Here is a 20,144-nt window from a genome sequence, read left to right as displayed (position 1 = left end):
ATCACGCTCAAAACCTCTTGAAAACATATCATAGCGAATTTCCAAAAGGGCTCTCAGACGCTTTGCGCCTTTGTTGCCCACAGAATGCATTATACAACTTAGGCTGACTAAAATACTTATGATAATTTACAATAAAATTTTTGAGTATATTTTTGTTTTATTCAAACGTAAATAGAAATTATTATTATATAATACACCATTGGCGCATCAAATTATGATAGGTATTTGTAAGGGCTAATACAGTATGATCTGCATCCCCCAACCTTTCACGCAGAGATATAATCTGTGTATCCAGATCAAACATAATTTGCCGTCGGCTTTCTTCTGCTATCATTGATTGTGACCAAAAAAATGCAGCCAACCTTGTGCCCCGTGTAACAGGCGCAACGCTATGTAAAACCGTGGTGGGGTATATAACCATATCACCCGCAGCCAACTTGACTGACTGCTCCGTCCCGTTGGCGTGCATAATGAGTTCCCCACCATCATATTCCTCCGGTGCAGAGAAAAATAATGTTGAGGAAACATCTGTGCGAATACGCGTATGAATGCCGCCAGCAAAAACGCCTCGGATAGCATTATCAACATGAGCACCAAAACTCATGCCACCTTCATATCTATTAAATAAAGGAGGCGTGACTTTATAAGGCAGAACAGCACTATTAAATGTAGCATTCCGCCCCAATGCGCGCAAAACCAGTTCACCCAGCTCCAAACAGGTTTCCGAATGACGTGGCAACTGTAAGTTGTTCTTACTTTTTGCGGATTGTGCCCCGGCTGTTTCGCGCCCATCTGTCCATTCCGCTGCTTCCAACTTCATTCGGCAATAAGCAAGCTCATCATCTGTCAGAACAGAAGGAATACACAGGGCCATATTCAAAACTTTTCTAAAAATTAAATTATATTCTATTTTCACAGCATAAATGGAAGGCGCGCTTGTTGTGCACTCCTTCCTTTATTTCCAGCCTTAAACCTATCAATAATCTGCTGCCAAATTGAACAAAAAGGCACGTCCAATAGATGGCGTAACACGATTACTAAACAGGTTTCCGTAATTCAGACGATTGGCAAGATTGTAACCATTCATCGTTACTTTCCAATGCTTATCGAAACGATGAGAAACAACAGCATCAAACTCTACGTTTGCAGGAACGCGCGCAGTATTGGCGTTATCAAGAAACACACCTTCCCGCCACGTCATGCCTCCGCCTACAAGAAAATTGTAAGGCTTGGACGGGGCAATCTCATATGTTGTCCAAACTGTTGCCTGGTTTCTGGGCACATACTGTACTTGCTTGCCAACATCTGTTGCTGTGCCAGAAAGTGTTTTGCTATCATACCGTGCGTAAGTGGCAATTACGTTCCAGTTTTTCATGATCATGCCAGAAACGCTCAGTTCCACCCCTTGGTTACGCTGTGTATCGCTGGTTGGCGTAACGGTGCCAGAGCTTGGATCTGTTTGAATGGAATTGCCTTTTTCCAAACGGAACACAGAAGCTGCAAAACCAATACGATCATGGAAAGCAGAATATTTAGCCCCTAATTCATAAAGCCTGCTACGTTCAGGTTTGGAGTTTTGATCCTTTAGGTTCAACGGCTCAGAACTGTTTGTAACATACAGGCCCAGAGGCGTTGTTGATTCCGACCAATTGAAATAGATCATACCGTGGTCATTTGGCGTGTACATCAGACTCACGTTAGGGTTAAACGTATCCTGCGCCTGCCCCATATGCACGTCTGGTTTGGCATAACTTCCACCCGTCATGCTGTAATGTGTATCCCAGTGATCCCACCGAAAACCAGCGCGCACAGAAAACCATGGGGTAAGCTGAGCCTGTTCTGAAAAGAATGCCCCTACATCTGTTGCATCACCCGTTTTCCATTTTTTCTGCCCGGCCGTGGCTGTGTTGACCAATCCTCCGGGCATGGAAGACCCATCTACAACATTCAGCCCTGACACGACTGGGGACGGATCCAGCAGATTTACATATTGACGGGCAACGGCGTTGTTATAAGCAAAATTTTCACGGCGATCATACACATGCATGATATCTACGCCGCCAATCATTTCATGCTTCACGCTGCCTGTATCAAACTTGGCAACAGCAGAAAGCACGTTTTGCACAGACCAGTCATTTTGCTGATACGGGTTTGGCCCGAATACACCACCGGTTCTGGAAAGTTTGGCTGCTGCTGCGTTTCCACCAAAAAAATCGGTGTTACAATTATAGGCAGCTCCGTTTTGTAGATATCCACTTGCATTATAAGAAAGCTGATTGCTGGTACAACCTTCCTGCGAAGCAGAAAAATACCGGCTGTAAAGTCCACCACGTGTATCATTATACACTGTAACGTAAGGAGAAACCTCCCACTTCAAACGTCCTGTCAGCATATCCACACTGGAATTATCCTGATCAAACGTGGTGCCATACCAATTGGTGCGTTTTACACCATATTCCGTGGCAGGTTTGCCATAAGCAGCCCCCGGCTTTTTCAGCACAGGCACACCGTAATCTGGAATACGATTATCTGTTTGGTGGAAGTATTCTAACGTATAGGAAAGTTTTTTACCCATACCAAACGTTATGGATGGTGCAATACCCCACCTGTGGGAATAAACATAATCACGCCCAACAGTATTGTTCTCATTCCCCATGCCGGTAATACGGATACCGATACTATCCGTAAGCATGCGATTAAAATCCAGTGTTCCACGATAATACTGCCCACTTCCGCCAGAAAACGACGCGCGAATATGATTTTTCAATGTTGGCGTTTTAGTCGTAATGTTAATGGCTCCGCCTGTGGTGCCATTACCGAACACTTGTGAAGATGGCCCTTTAATAACAGCCACATTTTCATAATCAAAACTATCGCGCGTATACACACCAAAATCGCGCAAGCCATTTTCATAAATATCATTCTGGGCGGCAAATCCGCGGATCAAAAACTGATCTCCCGCCATGCCCCCTTCACCTTCCCCTACGGAAGCCGTAATGCCCGGAACATTTTTAAGGGCCTCATCCAGAGATTTGACATTCTGCTGCTGCATAAGAATTTGCGGCACCACATTAATGGTCTGCGGAGTATGCAGTGCATCATGCGGCATCCGGCTAATGCCCATAGGCGTCCGAAGCGTGTTCATGGGGGATGCAGTCACCACCCACTCCTCTGCCTCCGAACCATCTTCCTGCTTGGCAGAATGCGGCCCCTTTTTGCCTGATGTAGCAAGGGTCGCCTTAGATGAAGCATCTATGGCCTCAGGAGCTTTTGGGTTTTTAAGAGATGGTTCATCTGCTGCGATGGATGCCGCAGAAGCATTCCCCGCGAGCAATGAAAGTGTACCCCACCCCATCGCCAAACCGAACATAAGAGAAGACGTAGGTATCTGCCGTGATGAGGATGAATCTGTCATGAGACTTTACAAAAATATTAATGCGAATCAGTTGCATATGCCTCTTGTCGCGAATGATTCGCAATACATGCGTCATTAAAATAATTTTTATTGTTGTCTATATTTTTATGCATATATTTAACTCACAAAAATTAACAAAATATATTTTGCTCATCGCAATTTAATTGTATTTTTATTTGAATTTATTTTTTCAACTACAATATTTCTCAAACTATCTATAGAATTGTGTTTTAAATGCTGCGTAACGTCTTGTATTGCATGCAAAACATCTAATGTGGCCTGCGGCATGGCTTGCTGCCACCATGTAACAGCTTCTTCGATATGCCCCTGCTCTGCTAACCACACGGCATAATTATGCTGGCCTCGGTAATCACCTTTCTGGGCGGATTGCTGATACAGCATGATCGCTTTTTTCCTGTCTTTAGAAACAACCCATCCCTCTTCATAAAAACGAGCCAATACATTCATGGATTTTGCGTGCCCGGCTTGAGTTCCTGCTTGAAAAAGTGCGCACGCAGAAGGAAGATCCGGTGCCTGACCAATGCCTCGCATTATCATGATTGCCAGATTATAACGCCCCCAATCATCATTTAACTCTGCGGCTAAAGTGTAATGCGCAATGGCTTGCTGGTAGTTTTGGGCACACCCCCAGCCAAAATAATAACAACGCCCCAGCATGTTATGGGCTGGCCCATAGCCTGCCTGAGCAGCCATACGGAACCATATAATTGCTGTTTCAGGATCTGCGGGTACATATATACTGTCTAAAAAGATTTTACCCCATAATACCTGTTCTAAATGATACCCACGCAACGCTTTTTGGCGAATGGCTTCTATCTCACAAGGCAATTCCAAAGGTTTAGAAACCTCTTTCTTCCTTTTTCCATATCTCCAGAATTTTCTAAAATGCATTGCAGCAAGTCCTCCTTCATCGAAGATGATGCCATATAAAGATAATGTAAATTATTCTCAACAATATGTATGTTGAGATTTTTTCACTTTGATATGAAAATCAATCAGCAAAACAGATGACAGATAAGAACAATGTATCTGGACATTGTTCTTATCATTGTAATTATAGTCTCTGTATCTTTTTGTGGTAGTTACGCAAATATTCAAAAGCCTTGTAGCACTGGCCTCAGAACATGGCGTTGACTGCAAACTGTGGTGAAACCTGAATACTCTTGTTATGCCCCGCAAAATAGAAAGCTGAGCCTACAATAACCCCCCAGCGTGGGTTCCAGTTGTATTCAAATGCAGGTGCAATCTGCCAATCTGTTCCGGCAGATCCTGTTTTATGGATGTAATTACCGTTGCTATCATGCCCACGTAACGTGGAGCCATTAGACCAGTCTCGCGCAAGGTCCATGGCCAGCACCCATTTCTGGCTCAAGCCGTACTCCAATGAAAAACCCGTCTGGCCGCTCATTCCCGGCTGCCCACGGCCACGAAAACCATGCGCTGTACCATAACTGGTAACATCCGTAAGTTTTGCAGATGTTACCGCACGCCGAAACCAGTTCCATACACGCAAACGCAGTTCATGATTGCCCGGCAGCGTATAAGTAGATTGCTCAGTTAAGGCAAAGCGGAAAACATATGCGCCGCTCCCCACTCCATCCTGCTTATCTCCCAGTTTTTTGTAATCCCCTGTGGGGAAAATCATGCCTACAAACAGGTTGAAAGCCGGAATGTAATGTTTGGGATCAGGCCGCACCAAACGATAGATCAGATCAAACGGAACATCGCCTGTTTTAGGGCCATGAGAATGTCCGTCTGCGTGTTTCCATCCATAATCGACAATAGTATGCAACTGGATACTGAAATCCTGAGAGATCCCGTATTTCCAGAGAGTCGAATTGGAAAACATACGTTGCATGGGGTGAGATGCAGGCCCTGCCCGCCCATGCGCATCAAAAGACCCCAAGGGCTGGCTATAGGAATAGTAGGGCTCAACATTCAGCACCCCTTCCCGCGTTGTGCCGGAAGGGGAAACGAGCGAGCCTGTATACCACTGATCTGCATGGGCAGAAGCAAAACTACCCGTGGATGCAAGAAAACAGGCAAATGCTTTTTTTACGGAAACCCTGCTACCCGCATATGCCCATTGCTTAAGGCGTGCTCTCATTCACTTACTCATCCTGCTGAGTTTTTACTGCTCAAAAGCCTGCGCTAAACGCTTTTTGAATATCTGCTGCGGCTGTTTTTCCATTAGCCAGCAGAAGCTGCAGAAGTATCCGCGCCTTTTGCGGGTTTAGGTCCATAGAGGCCGCAAGCCCGTAGTGATCATCATCAACTTCTACATCGCGGTTTACAAAACCGTTGCCCACACGGGTGGAACGCACAACAACAACGCCAGCCTTTGTGGCGCGCTCTATGCCTGCCAATGCATCTGTTGAAACATTGCCATCACCCATACCCGCAATCACAATGCCTCGCGCTCCACCTTTCACGGCATCATCAATCTGCTGCGCATCCATGTCTGCATGGGCATAAACAATTTGCACTCGTGGTAGTTTGTGGTCTGCTGGCAGATCAAGATGCTGCTGAGGCTTGGCTGGCGCCACAAAGCGCACACTTGCCGGATCAACATAGCCAACCGGACCAAGATTAGGTGAATGGAAGGTTTGCAGTGCAGTGGTATGCATTTTGCTGACACCACGGGCAGACTGTACCTCATCATTCAATACCACCAGTACGCCTCGCCCACGGGCCTGCGGATCAACCGCCACCTTTACGGCTTCATACATATTGGCGGGCCCATCTGCACTAATAGCCGTGCTAGGCCGCATTGCGCCCGTTAAAATAACCGGTCGTGCATCTCCAATCACGTTATCCAGAAAGAAAGCAGTTTCTTCCATTGTGTCTGTCCCGTGGGTGATCACAACGGCATCTGCTTCGTTATTGGCAAAAGCCCGCCGAATACGCTCAACCAGCTTGAACCAGACCTGACTGTTCATGTTCTGGGATGCGATGTTGGAGACCTGTTCCACCTGCAATTGCGCCAGTTTTTCAACGCCAGGCACGCCCGCAATCAACTGTTCACCAGTTACGGCACCGGCATCATATCCAATAGCGGAACGGGTATCAGCCTTACCGGATATTGTGCCCCCTGTAGCCAGCACGAGCACACGCGGCAAAGAGACCTGCTGATGCGCTGCAGGAGGTGCACCTGCCCCTTCTGCATAAGAATAAACAGGCATAACAGAGGCTACTCCCAGAATTGCAGCAAGAATAGGCAGACCACGCACAGAAACCATAAAAGAACACTCTTTCCAACAAAGGGAGATAAAGGAATGCCCTTATCTCCCCTCATCGTCATTTAAAAACCAAACCTACCAGAAGGAGAACCCTCTCCTTCCACACACTCTTTTCATTACGCCTGAGGCTTCACAAACTCAGCGTGATATTCTTCCACCATCTTGCGCAATGAACGACCAATTGCGGCATACTGGAATTCATTAAGATTGGCGAGAGATGCACGAGCAGAAGGACGCGTAGCCCCAAACCCAGCGCCAGGTAACAGCACAATGCCGGTTTCATCTGCAATCCGGAACAGAATTTCACCTGTGCTGGCACGCTTGAGCATCCACTGGGCAAACTCTTCGCCATACAGAGCACGGCAGGTGTCTTCCAGATCAATCAGCGTGTAGTAATCTACTGCATTGGCATCTTCTGATGGCGCCACACCAAGTTCATGGTAGAGCGCAGCTTCACGGCGGCGGATAACACTCTTGAGTGTGGCTTTATAACGGCCTTCGTGATCCATCAGCGCAAACAGTGAGAACAGCACCATCTGAACCTGCTGCGGCGTAGAGAGGCCTGCCGTATGGTTAAGAGCCACGGCACGGCTATCTGCCACCAACCGATCAATAAACTTCAGATCAGCTGAATCTGTTGTCAGGCTGGAATAGCGCTTTGCCAACGCAGCTTTGGCATCAGCCGGAAGCTGCGCCAGACGTGCATCAATCGCGTTATCCTTGTGCATCCCGATAACACCCAGACGCCACCCTGTTGCCCCAAAGTATTTTGAGAAGGAGTAAACAAGAATGGTGTTGCGCGGGCAGATTGCATACAGCGAACGGAAGCCATCAGCAAACGTGCCATAGACATCATCCGTCAGGATCATCAGGTCTGGACGATCTTTCACAATGGATGCAATCTTCTCCAGCGATGCATCATTCATCTTGACAGATGGCGGGTTGCTGGGGTTCACGCAGAAGAACATTTTTACGGCTGGATCACGCAGCTTTTCCAGCTCGCTTTCCGGATACTGCCAATCCAGAGAAGGATCTGCCTGCACTGGCACAACTTCCAGACCGTATTCTTCAAGTTGCGGGATTTCGATATAGGGAGAGAAGATCGGCATGCCGATTGCCACCTTGTCTCCCTTTTTGATCAGGTCATTCTGCTTGAGCGAATTGAACACGTAGGCCATAGCCGCCGTGCCGCCCTCGGTTGCAAAAAAGTCTGTGGAATCTAGAGAAATTCTACCACCGACCATTTCACGCAGCACGTACTGGCCAACAATTTTTTCGCTGAGTGTGAGCATACGCGGGGGCGTTGGATAGTAGCAGCCCAGAATACCCTCCACCATTTCAACAAGGAATGTATCGGCTGGCAGGCCCATCTGGTCGCGCACATAACTCAGGGCGTGACCAAGAAGAGCGGCTTCCTCTTTATCTTCATTGCTTTCAATAAAGCGATCAAAACGTGCCTCAATGCCTTCAATACGGACTGTCCCACCAAGCCCCGGGGAGAGATAGGAAAGAGAAAGGCGCGCTTCGGCCAAAGCGTATTGCCCCAACAGGAAAAAGGCCGCACGTGGCAGTGTTGCCAAAAAGTTGGGATTGCCTCGGCCTGCGTTCAGCATAACGCGGTCAGCCTTTGATGATGCCAGGCTGATAAGCGTATCTTTAAGTTCAAATGGGCTGAGATCACGAAATTTCGAATAATCGAGTGTCATTATTACGTTTCCTTCTTTTCAGTATTCAGGAAAATGCGACCACAAGTGGCCCAAGTAGCGTAAGCAATACGTTTGCAACGGCGTAAGTAATGGCAAAAGGTGTTGTGGGAACGGCATTGCCTGCCTTGTTCAACACCTCGCCAAAAGCTGGATTGGCACTGCGAGAACCAGCCAAAGCACCTGCAAAAATGGCCGTATTGTTATAGCGCAGGACATAGCGCCCAAAGAGCATGGTGAGGATAAGCGGCACCAATGTAACCACCACGCCCAACAGAAAGAGCGTAATGCCGTGCTGCATGATGGTGGCAATAGCCTGCTGGCCCGTTTGCAAGCCCGTTACGGCCACAAAACCTGCCAGCCCGAAGTCCACCAGAAAAGTTGAGGCACCCTGCGGCATATTCCCAGTCACAGGATGGCGGCTTTGATACCAACCAAACAGCAACCCGGAAAGCAGAGCTCCGCCACCACTACCAAGAGTAAGTGGCACAGACCCCATATGCACCACACCCAAACCGATCAACAAACCAAGGGCGACGCCCAGAGAATGGAAAACGAGATCAGTTTTAATGCTTGGAAGCAGGATTGTACCAATCTGCGCAGCTGCGCGCTGCACATCGGCAGACGTACCAAGCAGGGTAACAATATCGCCATCCTTTACCTGCATGGAACCCGTAACAGGCATGGCCTTACCTGCGCGAGAGAGCGCAACCAGATAAACCCCGTGGCGCACAGCCGCAGAAAGAGACTGCACGCATTGATCCACGGTTTTTCCGACAAAATCCTTACGAGACAAAACAACATCCCGACGGATAAGGGAAAGATCAAGACCGGGAACGTCACCTATTTCCTGCCCGATCTTCTGCCCTGTCGCCAGAACCTCTGAGCGCTGCCCAACAAGCAGAAGCTGATCACCCGGTAACAGCGCAGCATCGGCCCCTATACCGGCGGGTTTGCCATTGCGCAGCACCTGTTCCACTGTAACGCCTGCTGCCATGCTTTCCACACCAGCAATAGTGAGATCAGACTGCGTCAGACGGTAGGCACGCCCAACAAGATTAGGAAAAGCAGAAACCTCTCCCTCACCCATAACATGCACACCGCCCGCCTGCTCGGCTTCAGCACGGATGGCATCTTCACGGATGCCGCGCTTCATGAACCACGGCAAAACGTTAACACAAAGAAGAATTGGCCCAATGGAGCCAAAGATATACGTAACGGCATATCCAACAGCGACATTGCCCTGAAGCTGCTGCACCTGAGCAAGCGGCAAACCAATTTTTTCCAAGGACGACCCTGCCGTGCCAATAATAGCCGACTGAGTAAGGCCGCCTGCAGCAAGGCCTGCGGCAAGTCCTTTATCAAGGTGGAAAATACGTGCAACAGCTACAACGGTAATTAACCCCGTAATAGCCAGCACAACAGCCATTAGAATTTCCTTGAGAGACTGACGCCCCAATGAACGGAAAAACTGTGGGCCACTTTGATAACCTACGGCATAGATAAAAAGAGCGAACAGAACGCTCTTGATACCAGAATCAATATGAACGCCCACTTGGCTGATAAGCACAGCCGCTAAAAGCGAACCCGCTACACCGCCAAGCTGGAACGACCCGAAACGAAAGCGCCCAATCCAGCACCCTAAAACAAGCGCAAGAAATAGAGCCATTTCCGGACACGCACCAAACAGGCCGGATAAAAGAGCAGTGAATGCGTGCAAAATGAAGTTCCTTAGAATTTATTCTATCCGAACTGCGCAACATATACATGAGCACACGCATTTGTAATTGATTCGAGTCAATTAATTTAATTTTATTTTCCTCATTACATTCCATTGAAGTAATAAATACTTTGATATTCTTTGTATTTATTTAAAACAGATATAAATTAAATAATATATTTTATTTTTAATTTATTTATACAATAATTTTGAAAATTATATTTTGTATTTAATTGCATACGGATGAATAACTAATTATTGTTTTCATTAAATAACGTATATTGCATTTTATTTAATTACATATACAGAAAATCTATCACCTACGGCGATGCGCTCAGAATAGACATACATGTCAAATTTTCCTATGAAACCCTCACGAGAAATAAAGTAAATAATGTTATATATCTTAATATTTTTAGGTAATTATAATTTTCATATTTTCATCGCATCTACAATAATATTTACAATATCCAACAAAAACCTTATGATAACTTCCAATAACCAATATGTTTGTTAATTTAAAATAAAACACGACAGCATACATGCACTAGCAAACGATAAACGCTCACAATTCCTACCATGCTTACGACAGATATTTTTCAAACTGAATCCTACCCTTTCATCATACATTGTCATAAAATATTAAATTGAACTTTTAAGATGCTGATACGTCTTAAGAAGTCACCTTATCTTCTTTGACGAGGCGTATCATTATGTCTTCAGAAGATCCTGATAATCGGACCTTATGTATTCCCTATATTGCTTACAGGCAAAATGTCTTTTGGAAAAAACAGAGAATTGTGGTCATTCCAGCTTGCAATGAGGAAAATCATATTATCCCCTGCTTGCTTGCTCTTGCAGCGCAATCTCTCACTCTGCCAGACAAGGTTGTTTTGTGGATCAATAATACCACAGATCAAACCTATGAACGGGCATTATCTTTACACAACACCCTTCCGTTTACGCTGGAGATTATACAAACTACCTATGCCCCTGACATAGCAAGCGCAGGCACTGCAAGAAGAGAAGCAATGGCACACGCAGCCAAGCATGCGCCCAAGGATGCCCTATTATTCACAACTGATGCTGACGGTGAGGTTGCTACAGATTGGATATATCGCACTCTTGAAGCTTTCGCGCAGTACCCAGTTGAAGCTGTTTTTGGGCAAGCTCAACTTTTACCATCTGAATATGCCAAAATTCCTCCAAAGCTCCATGAGGATGAAAAGGCAGAACAGGATTATGGTGCTCTTTTGGAGCAGATTACCTTACTTCTTTGCCCACAACCGCATGATCCATGGCCCCGGCATATAGAACATTCAGGAGCAAGCATTGCAGTTACTCGTCAGGCATGGGAGCAAGTCGGAGGATTTCCGAATGTACATTCCGGAGAAGATCGGCAGTTTTATGAAGCGTTAAGACAAAATAATATTCGCGTACGCCACGCACCAGAAGTTGTCGTTTATGTTTCTGCTCGTCTTTTAGGCCGTGCACGCGGAGGTATGGCAGAAACTCTGGCACGCAGGATTATCGCGCAAGACAAATATATTGATGATGCTTTTGAGACAGTATCAAGACGATTATTACGCATTCGCCGGGAACTCACCTACCAACGCACTAACCCATTGGCTTCCATAAGCAAAATACATGCTGAACTTTTACCTTCCCGTATTCTTCGGGAAGATCTACCCAAACACTATAAGCGCGCCCAGCGCGTACTCAACTTTCTGCGCCACACAAAACATTGCCTTGCTAAGAATTGGCAAAGTGGACCAGTCGATCAATGCGATATCCCTCTCCGCACTCGTTATGCTCCAGATACCAATGCCGCTCTTGGCAGGCCTGAATAAAACATTCAGCAGCCTCATCCCCTGTGCATGGAGTATCTGTGGAGCCGGTCCAGTTTACAATGAGAATACTACCTTCTGATTTCAGACTTTTGGTGACATGAGCAGCAAGACGCTGAATATCTACTGGACTAAGAAAATAAAGAACTTCAGAAACAAGAACCAAATCACACCCAGATACTTCTAAATCCGGATAAGCCTCGGGCAAAAAAGCCTTGATGAAGCTGACATGCTTTTGCTGAGCGCACCGGGTTTTAGCTATAGCAAGAGCTGTTTCTGAAGCATCTATCCCCACAATACGCTGACAGTATTGCGCAAGCGCCAAAGTGCCCACACCGATTGCACACCCCAATTCGACTGCAAAGCAAATCGGACGTGCAGGAAGGCACTGCAACACCCTTATGAGTTTCTGCTGCTCGTAAGAACTGCTTTCAAAATTCCATGGATCAGGGCTATTTTGAAAGAGGTTTTCAAAAACGTCCGGTTTCCATGTTTCATTACTCATGATGTCATAAAAATTTCGTAAGGCTGGAGCATTTTTTCCAATAAATATTCCGGCAATACAAAACCATTGGGATCATCTTCTACAACCAACCCCATCTGGCTTCTATATTCCAAAATGGCATTGTGTTTGCGGCTTAGAAAACATTTAATGTCCAAGCGCCACCCAGTTGGTAATGCCTCTTCAATATTCTTTTTAGGGGGAAGCGTAAGACCCCAAACAGGGTAAGACAATATTCTTAATTCTGGCTGTAAAGCTTTCAACCTTTGCCCCATGCTCCATACGGCCACATGGTCACAATGTGGATCATGGCGCCACGGTACAAAAATATTCTGGAAATTATACTGGCGCACAAGCAAACGTAACTTTTGCACCACGTTTTCAAAAACAATACCTGCGCTTGGAACAGCTGAATCACGCAAACCTAGAAACAATAATCTATCAACAGCAAGACCGAGCACAGCCGCTGCGTTTCGACTTTCCTCCTGACGGCACAAGGCAAGACGCTCAGGTGGCCATGCATGAGAAGCCGGATGAGACGCGGAGCCATCCGAAACAATCACCACCACCGGCGGCCGATCATGCTGCACTGCCGTTGCGATCAAACCGGCACATCCCAAACTTTCATCATCAGAATGAGGGGCCAAAATAAGTGATGTTTCCGGTGCAATTGTATTAAAAGAAACCATCGGAAGAGTAGAAAAATGCTCTATGATCTGCTGAACTTTCATGCATTTTCTCCTGGCCAATCATGGTTTACAAACCATGCTGCAGCTTCTGTCAAAGCCTCATCTGGAGCAGGCTGCCGCAGATAGGTCATCAAATCCCTCATGACCTGCTCTACTGCTTTACCTTTTACAAAAGCCGATAACCCCAAACTTCTTTGAACAAGCGTAATTAACTCTAAAGCTGCACGTTCAACAGCAATGCGTGCGAGATTAACAGTCGCAACCACATCCTCCGATTGCATGCCGGGAATATAGGCAGCTTTGGCAGCCTCCGTAACCCACATACTCGCCGTTTTCTGTAAAATCAGAGCTTCTCCAAGCCGATATAACTGGTGTGGATTGTGTGCTCGCCCCCGATCCAGAAGTTCCTGCCGCAACAGGTCAATCAATCGGTCCATTGCCCCAAGGGTAACGGCTGACCCGCGCCAAGCCCCTGCAGAAAACTCTGGTTGCCGTAAATAGTCTCCGGCTGAGCCAATAATATTATCTGAAGAGATAACAATATCTGTAAAATCGTAAGCGCCCGTGCCGCTGGCTTGCATCCCCATCAACTTTCCGGGGCCAGATCGCCTACGGTTGCCCTCAACCGTAGGGGCAAGAGCCATTATGGAATGCCCTTGTTGTGTTGTGGCTGTTATAAGAGCAAGCCCTACCTGCATAACGCCACTGGCAAAGCCTTTGATACCAGCAAGTCTATACTGCGTGTTTTCCTGCTTTATTGTAACGGGAGGAACGCCATCCGTAACCCATATACCAGCCAGTATTCCGCTTCGTAGTTGCTGAGCAAGTATATGCCTTTGTTCTAACGTGCCATAAAGTTCTACCAACCGGACAACATTAACATGCCCTTCCAGACACCGCCCTAACGAGAGATTCAAATACCCTGTTCGCCGTAGAAGATTTAAAAGTGCAAGCCCACCTTCTAATGATCGACAGAAATTTAGGCCTCCTTCTTCATGTGACAACAGCGCATCTAACGCACCAATTTCACGTAAAGAATTCAAAATATCTATTGGAAAAATATTTTCTGCTGGCATGGGAGAAACAGATTTCCACCTATCAAACAGATTTTTCAGATCCATTTGAAACGTAAAAAGATCATTCTCAACGCGTTCTGTGCCCAAAACCAGCATTCTTATACATTCCAATTCCGCAAATCCCTACGGATAACGCATGACCTAAAAATGCAGATCCATGCGGAATGAATGCAATATGGTCACTTTATATTGAAAGAGATTATGACCTGAAACTAAATACTCCGCGCCTGAAGGCACCAGCAATCTTGCTGATGCCTCCAGTATTTGGCACGAAGTCAGGAGTTTTTATGACTCTGCTGGCCGGCTTTAACATGCTGCTCATGTGTGCCACCCCGCGTGCCAGAGCTATGTTCGCCCCCGCTTCTCTCATCGTGCGATGAGCCTGTATTTTTGTGACTCTGCTCACCAGCTTTCACATGCTGTTCATGTGTGCCACCACGCGTGCTAGAGCCTTGTTCACTCTGGCTTCTTTCATCGTGCGATGTGCCAGCGTTTTTGTGGCTCTGCTCACCAGCTTTTACGTGTTGTTCGTGTGTTCCGCCCCGCGTGCCGGAGCTATGTTCACCCGCATTTTTATCAGTATGCGAGCTACCTGTGTTTTTGTGGCTCTGCTCACCAGCTTTTACGTGCTGTTCATGGCTGCCGCCTTGATTGACCATTGTGCTCTTCCTTTTTTTGAGATGAGACGGTCTTTTAATCTAGCCGCCAGACAGAAAACCTCTCGGCGTATGTGAAGTTTCGAAAAAGAAAGATGGTTACAAATATTTTATAAGAAAACCGATACGATAATAAAATAAAATGAATGTTTTTCTTATGTTTTGATTCACTTAATACAATGAATATTCATAATATTCTAAAAAACATGGACAACCTGTTAAACCGTCTATCCAGTCTTATCAAGCTAGAGGCAGCACAGCGGCCCACTCTTTTTGCAGGAACCATGATGAGCGCATGATTTTATTCTGCAAAAAGATATGAACCGAATTAAACTGGGACAAACCCACGTTCAGTTTAAATAAAGCATCACTCATGTAAGCCCGGTGCTTCACGCCCGGTTCGCGCAACGTATTCCGTATATCCACCATCATAGCGGTGAAGCCCTTCTGGGGTAAGTTCCAGAACGCGGTTAGAAAGAGCGGCGAGAAAGTGACGATCATGAGAAACAAAAAGCATTGTGCCCTCATAATCAGCCAAAGCTGTAATCAACATTTCCTTTGTTGCGATATCAAGGTGGTTAGTTGGTTCATCAAGCACCAGAAAGTTTGGTGGATCGAACAACATCAATGCCAGAACCAAACGAGCCTTTTCTCCCCCTGAAAGCACGCGGCATAGTTTATCTATATCATCGCCAGAAAAGCCAAAACTGCCCGCCAATGACCGGAGTGATCCTTGAGATGCAAGCGGGAAAGCATCGTTCAACGTTTCAAAAATAGTGCGCTCACCATCCAACAGATCCATGGCATGCTGTGCAAAATAGCCCATTTTGACACTACCACCGAGAGTAACCGTGCCAGCATCCGGTTCTGTACTTCCGGTAACAAGCTTCAACAAAGTTGATTTCCCCGCCCCGTTGATACCCAGCACACAGCAACGTTCTTGCCGGCGGATCAACAGATCAAGGTTTTTGTAAATCACCCGGCTGCCATAGGCTTTATCTACACCGCGCAGATTAACCACGGCATCCCCCGAACGTGGCGCAGGAGGAAAAGTGAAGGAAAGTGTCTGGCGGCGCTTTGGTGGCTCAACACGGTCAATTTTATCCAGCTTCTTAACACGGCTCTGCACTTGCGCTGCATGAGAAGCGCGCGCCTTGAAACGCTCAATAAAAGCCACTTCCTTGGCCAGCATAGCCTGTTGGCGTTCAAACTGGGCCTGCTGCTGCTTTTCGTTTACAGCGCGCTGCTGTTCATAAAACTCGTAATCACCCGAAAAACTGGACAGTGCACCGCCATCAATTTCAATTACCTTATTGATAACCCGGTTCATGAAGGCACGGTCATGCGATGTCATCAACAAGGCACCATCATAACCCGCCAGAAATTGCTCCAGCCAGATCAGACTTTCCAGATCAAGATGGTTGCTTGGCTCATCCAGCAGCATAACGTCTGGTTTCATTAACAGAATGCGCGCAAGTGCTACGCGCATTTTCCACCCGCCAGACAAACGGCCAACATCACCGTCCATCATTTCCTGACTAAAGCCTAAACCGTGCAAAACTTCACGCGCGCGGCCATCCAGGGCATAGCCGCCCAATTCCTCAAAACGCCCTTGCACTTCGCCAAATCGTTCCAGAATGGTGTCGAGTTCATCCAAACGTTCTGGATCTGCCAGAGCTGCTTCCAGTTCGGCCAACTCAGCCCCAACCTCGGCAACGGGGCCTGCCCCATTCATGACCTCCGCCACGGCACTGCGGCCAGCCATTTCCCCCACATCCTGATTGAAGAAGCCAATAGTAATGCCACGATCAATCAGAACATTTCCTTCATCGGGCTCTTCCTGGCCTGTAATGAGGCGGAACAGCGTTGTCTTACCTGCTCCATTTGGCCCAACAAGCCCGATTTTCTCACCTTTTTGGAGCGCAGCTGAGGCATCGACAAAAATGACCCGATGGCCATTATATTTGCTGATAGTGTCAAGACGGATCATGGGGCCTCAGATACCTAAATGGAACAAGCAAAACCGGAGGCCCCTTATTGCGTAAGCCTTGCTGAGCGTAAATAGGAAAGCCCAAATTTACAGAGGGCACATGTACGCTCGTGCGCAATCTGTTTCCAAAATCAAGAACAGCCGCGCGCAATGAAGATATATTTTCTTAAATTGTTCTTGTAATTTTATTCACTATAAAATCACTGGCGTACTGCGCCGCTGCACTAAGCTGCGTATCCTGCAAGTAGACCATTCCTACTTCTAGCTGCATTTCAGGCAAAAATCGTAATTTTGTTTCAGGATCAATAATATCGCGCCCAAGATCCCTAAGCATTGTTAAAGGCAAAAGAGTAAATGCATCGGCAAGCGCCACCATTCTTTCGCCCCCTACAACAGAGTTGATTTCAATACGCCGAGATGGAAGAGAAAGCCCCCTTGCCGCCAAAACACTATCAAACCGATCTCTCATCGCCATTCCGGATATCGGAATAACCCATATTCCGGCAGAAAATTCATCCCATCTTTCAAGAACATCAGGGATTGAAAAAGTTTCTTTTGTTGTGGCAACAACATATTGTTCCGTACCCAGCTGTTGGATACCAAACCGTTTGTTAACTGGTATATCTGCAAGATTTACAAAAACAAAATCATAGTAATTTGCCGCCAGTCCAGCTAAAAGCTGCTGGCGCGATGCATATTCAAGTGTCAGATTCAGGCCGGGATGTGTCTTTTTAATTTTGGCAACACTTCTTACAATTGGATCCTGCAACAATGTTGCCTGAAAGCCAATTTTTACATTCCCATGAAAACTTTCTTCATACAGCATTATATCTGCGGTAAGATTTTTAAGTTCAGAATCAATTCTCCTCCCCGCAATTATAAAACGTTCGCAAATAGGATCTGGAATAAGACCACCCTTGTTTCTAATAAATAGCTTCATGCCAAGAATATTTTCCAATTCCAGGCAAGATTTTGAAACCGCTGCAGGTGTAATATTAAGGCGTTCTGCTGCAAGCCGGATACTTTTGGTTGCAACCAACATTTCTACAAGCCGAAAATGTCGTAATTTCATATGTATGCGGAGGTCTGGCAGTTTAGCCACCTTCATCATTCAAACTTACCCCTGATAGAGTCCAAAACTCTGCATACCAGAAATGCAATTTTATTTTAAGATGCTATTTTGAAAAAACCAAACAGTTGATGGCCTCCAACTTTTTTTTCAATTTCTGTTCGTTAGCAAACCCACTACGCTCACCATGGTAGAGGGTTTAACCATCAGCTGTCCTTATTGATTTCGCAGATGGAAGCTTCACCCGACAACAGACATTTGTTCGAATAATCTTTAAGGAAACAACCGAATGACTACGGGCGTTACAAGCGGCGTATTGTCGATTGATCAATATGTTGGTGGGGCAAGCACCATCCCTTCAGGTCCAAGTAATTCATATTATGGAGCTACTTTTTCCTCTGTCATCATTAAATCTGGTGGCACATGGACTGGCTCAAACACTATCGGTAGTGGCGGCACCGTTACCGTAAGCCAGGGTGGCGTTCTTAACGGCGGCGCCGTTCTTAATGGTGGTTCTATTATTTCATATAACAGTACCTCTAGTGGGCTAACTTTTGCCTGGGGTTCTGGGGGGGGAACCCTGGAATTAAAAAGTGGCGCTATTGATCGTGCTGAAACTCCTCTTGCAGGAAATGCCTCAATTATCGTTGATTCGGGCGGCACTCTTTCTGGCGTGGTTTTGCAATCTGGAAACAGCTTGGTTGTCAGCAGTGGCGGCACCTTGAACGGTACCACCACCATTAATGCCGGTGCGACAGCAACATTTTCAGCAGGTGCCAAGGAAAGCGGCGTTACGCTTAATGGTGGCACAATTAGCGCCTACAACTCCCCTCCGTATTTTACGTGGGGTTCTAGCGGTGGCACCCTTGTTTTAGAAAGCGGCGTATCAGACACAAACGAAAGCCCCAAAGCAGGCAGCGCGACTATTATCGTGCAATCTGGGGCAAAGCTTTCAAATGCCGTTTTGCAATCTGGCAATAAACTTGCCATTCATAGTGGTGGTGTTGCTACTGGTACAGTCGTTTCCAGCGGTGGCGGTGTTGCTGTTTACGGCTCGGCTTCTAACACAACCGTTAATGGCGGCGGTGTTATAGAAATCACCTCCGGCGGCACAGCTACAGGTGGCACTCTTAATGGTGGCTCTGCCTATGTTGATGCAAGTGGCACTCTTAACTCTGCTACTGTTGCCAACAACGGTCTGGCAGTTGTAAGTGCTGGGGCATCCGCAAACAATGTTACAGTAGAAACCACTGCTTCTCTCTCCATACAAAGTGGGGGCAGTGCTTCGGGCACGATCGTATCCAGCAATGGTGGGCTGGCTGTTTCTGGTTCGGCTGCTAATACAACCGTTAATAATAGCGGTGTTGTAGAAATTACCTCCGGTGGCACAGCCACAGGCACGACTGTTAATAGCGGCGGTCATGTTTACGCGGATGCCAACAGCATTCTGGGCACCACCACCGTTTCTAACGGCGGGCAGATCAGTGCTGCCAGCGGCGCCACCATTTCCGGCACCGTCACCATTGAAGATGGTGGTTCTGCAACTATCTGGAACAATGCTGGCGGTTCTGTAGACCTACAGGGTGATACCAACACTGGGCTGGTGATCTCTGGCCTGGCATCTGGTGGTACGCTCAACACCGTCATCAGCGGGTTCAATGGTGCTTCTGCAAGCAATTCGGATAGCATTGAGCTGACTGGGGTAAAAGCCGCAGATGTTTCATCTGTCACCTACCCTAGTGCAGATCAGGTTAAGCTAACCCTGAGCAATGGCAACGACATCACGTTGAACATTGTTGGCGTAAGCAATTATGGCTTCACTCTGGCCGATGGCTCTGATGGTTGGCTGAGTTATGAAGTCTGCTTCCTCTCCGGTAGCATGATCCGCACACCAGAAGGCGATGTGGCGGTTGAAAACCTTCAGATTGGTGATCAGGTTGTTGCGTTTGACTGGCAAAACAACAAGGACACTTCTCATCCAGTAGTCTGGGTTGGCAAAACCCATGCAACAGTACGTGCTGGCCTGCCAGATGATGAGGCAGGATACCCTGTGCGTATTCTCAAGAATGCCATTGCAGATGGTGTACCTTACAAGGACATGCTGATTACGCCAGAGCATTGCCTGTTCTTTGAAGGTAAATTTGTGCCTGCACGTATGCTCGTCGCGGATTTCTTCTGTGGTTACCGTCCGTTATGCAAGAGTTTTCTGACCCATAT

Annotated in this window: 15 protein-coding genes; 2 read left to right on the top strand and 13 right to left on the bottom strand. The window is 46.8% G+C overall.

Annotated features, from left to right (window positions below):
• Positions 1-184 precede the first annotated feature (184 nt).
• From APA10_RS06080 to aspT, 7 genes are all read right to left on the bottom strand, one after another.
• Positions 185-874, bottom strand: coding sequence for a Fe2+-dependent dioxygenase (locus tag APA10_RS06080; protein ID WP_003631098.1), 690 nt, complete (start codon positions 872-874; stop codon positions 185-187).
• Positions 875-976: 102 nt separating this feature from the next.
• Positions 977-3,415 carry a TonB-dependent receptor gene (locus APA10_RS06075; RefSeq protein ID WP_003631096.1) on the bottom strand — a complete coding sequence of 813 codons (2,439 nt, stop codon included), beginning with the start codon at positions 3,413-3,415 and terminating at the stop codon, positions 977-979.
• Positions 3,416-3,565: 150 nt separating this feature from the next.
• A complete protein-coding gene (locus tag APA10_RS06070; protein WP_231111163.1) occupies positions 3,566-4,327 on the bottom strand; it encodes a tetratricopeptide repeat protein in 762 nt (253 codons plus the stop codon).
• A 226-nt stretch (positions 4,328-4,553) separates the two neighbouring features.
• A complete protein-coding gene (locus APA10_RS06065; protein WP_004449325.1) occupies positions 4,554-5,543 on the bottom strand; it encodes a hypothetical protein in 990 nt (329 codons plus the stop codon).
• Positions 5,544-5,574: 31 nt separating this feature from the next.
• A complete protein-coding gene (locus tag APA10_RS06060) occupies positions 5,575-6,675 on the bottom strand; it encodes an asparaginase (protein WP_003630767.1) in 1,101 nt (366 codons plus the stop codon).
• Between the two features lie 116 nt (positions 6,676-6,791).
• Complete coding sequence (locus tag APA10_RS06055; RefSeq protein ID WP_003630766.1) at positions 6,792-8,381, bottom strand: bifunctional aspartate transaminase/aspartate 4-decarboxylase; 1,590 nt, start codon at positions 8,379-8,381, stop codon at positions 6,792-6,794.
• A gap of 25 nt (positions 8,382-8,406) precedes the next feature.
• Positions 8,407-10,098 (bottom strand): aspartate-alanine antiporter, encoded by a 1,692-nt coding sequence (gene aspT / locus APA10_RS06050; protein ID WP_003630765.1) that lies wholly within the window; start codon positions 10,096-10,098, stop codon positions 8,407-8,409.
• Positions 10,099-10,811: 713 nt separating this feature from the next.
• Between aspT and APA10_RS06045 the strand changes: the two genes are divergently transcribed.
• Positions 10,812-11,948: a glycosyltransferase gene (locus tag APA10_RS06045; protein WP_003630763.1), complete on the top strand. Its 1,137-nt coding sequence runs from the start codon at positions 10,812-10,814 to the stop codon at positions 11,946-11,948.
• On the opposite strand, the gene APA10_RS06040 is transcribed toward APA10_RS06045, so the two are convergent.
• The 6 genes from APA10_RS06040 to APA10_RS06015 all read right to left on the bottom strand — a co-directional run bounded on the left by APA10_RS06040 (position 11,851) and on the right by APA10_RS06015 (position 17,969).
• A complete protein-coding gene (locus tag APA10_RS06040) occupies positions 11,851-12,450 on the bottom strand; it encodes a class I SAM-dependent DNA methyltransferase (RefSeq protein WP_035367362.1) in 600 nt (199 codons plus the stop codon). The genes APA10_RS06045 and APA10_RS06040 overlap by 98 nt on opposite strands.
• Entirely contained in the window at positions 12,447-13,178 is a 732-nt protein-coding gene (locus tag APA10_RS06035; protein WP_003630762.1) for a PIG-L deacetylase family protein, read from the bottom strand. Before APA10_RS06035 ends, APA10_RS06040 begins: the two co-directional genes overlap by 4 nt.
• Positions 13,175-14,308, bottom strand: a complete 1,134-nt coding sequence (locus APA10_RS06030; RefSeq protein ID WP_003630761.1) for an acyl-CoA dehydrogenase family protein — start codon at positions 14,306-14,308, stop codon at positions 13,175-13,177. The genes APA10_RS06035 and APA10_RS06030 overlap by 4 nt, the downstream gene beginning before the upstream one ends.
• Positions 14,309-14,487: 179 nt before the next feature.
• Entirely contained in the window at positions 14,488-14,871 is a 384-nt protein-coding gene (locus tag APA10_RS14465) for a hypothetical protein (RefSeq protein WP_003630760.1), read from the bottom strand.
• Between the two features lie 364 nt (positions 14,872-15,235).
• Entirely contained in the window at positions 15,236-16,858 is a 1,623-nt protein-coding gene (locus APA10_RS06020) for an ABC-F family ATP-binding cassette domain-containing protein (protein WP_003630758.1), read from the bottom strand.
• 166 nt (positions 16,859-17,024) lie between these two features.
• Positions 17,025-17,969: a LysR family transcriptional regulator gene (locus APA10_RS06015; RefSeq protein ID WP_035366368.1), complete on the bottom strand. Its 945-nt coding sequence runs from the start codon at positions 17,967-17,969 to the stop codon at positions 17,025-17,027.
• A 631-nt stretch (positions 17,970-18,600) separates the two neighbouring features.
• Between APA10_RS06015 and APA10_RS06010 the strand changes: the two genes are divergently transcribed.
• On the top strand, positions 18,601-20,144 hold a 1,544-nt coding region (locus APA10_RS06010), incomplete at its 3' end, for a Hint domain-containing protein (protein ID WP_050998011.1).

Source organism: Acetobacter pasteurianus subsp. pasteurianus LMG 1262 = NBRC 106471 (assembly GCF_000285275.1).
GTDB lineage: Bacteria > Pseudomonadota > Alphaproteobacteria > Acetobacterales > Acetobacteraceae > Acetobacter > Acetobacter pasteurianus.
This window is presented reverse-complemented; position numbering and strand designations above follow the sequence as displayed.

Bases quoted from the DNA above. Each gene is read 5' to 3' on its own strand.
- APA10_RS06080 (WP_003631098.1), bottom strand. From the start codon at position 874: ATGGCCCTGTGTATTCCTTCTGTTCTGACAGATGATGAGCTTGCTTAT.
- APA10_RS06075 (WP_003631096.1), bottom strand. From the start codon at position 3,415: ATGACAGATTCATCCTCATCACGGCAGATACCTACGTCTTCTCTTATG.
- APA10_RS06070 (WP_231111163.1), bottom strand. From the start codon at position 4,327: ATGCATTTTAGAAAATTCTGGAGATATGGAAAAAGGAAGAAAGAGGTT.
- APA10_RS06065 (WP_004449325.1), bottom strand. From the start codon at position 5,543: ATGAGAGCACGCCTTAAGCAATGGGCATATGCGGGTAGCAGGGTTTCC.
- APA10_RS06060 (WP_003630767.1), bottom strand. From the start codon at position 6,675: ATGGTTTCTGTGCGTGGTCTGCCTATTCTTGCTGCAATTCTGGGAGTA.
- APA10_RS06055 (WP_003630766.1), bottom strand. From the start codon at position 8,381: ATGACACTCGATTATTCGAAATTTCGTGATCTCAGCCCATTTGAACTT.
- APA10_RS06045 (WP_003630763.1), top strand. From the start codon at position 10,812: ATGTCTTCAGAAGATCCTGATAATCGGACCTTATGTATTCCCTATATT.
- APA10_RS06040 (WP_035367362.1), bottom strand. From the start codon at position 12,450: ATGAGTAATGAAACATGGAAACCGGACGTTTTTGAAAACCTCTTTCAA.
- APA10_RS06035 (WP_003630762.1), bottom strand. From the start codon at position 13,178: ATGAAAGTTCAGCAGATCATAGAGCATTTTTCTACTCTTCCGATGGTT.
- APA10_RS06030 (WP_003630761.1), bottom strand. From the start codon at position 14,308: ATGCTGGTTTTGGGCACAGAACGCGTTGAGAATGATCTTTTTACGTTT.
- APA10_RS14465 (WP_003630760.1), bottom strand. From the start codon at position 14,871: ATGGTCAATCAAGGCGGCAGCCATGAACAGCACGTAAAAGCTGGTGAG.
- APA10_RS06020 (WP_003630758.1), bottom strand. From the start codon at position 16,858: ATGATCCGTCTTGACACTATCAGCAAATATAATGGCCATCGGGTCATT.
- APA10_RS06015 (WP_035366368.1), bottom strand. From the start codon at position 17,969: ATGATGAAGGTGGCTAAACTGCCAGACCTCCGCATACATATGAAATTA.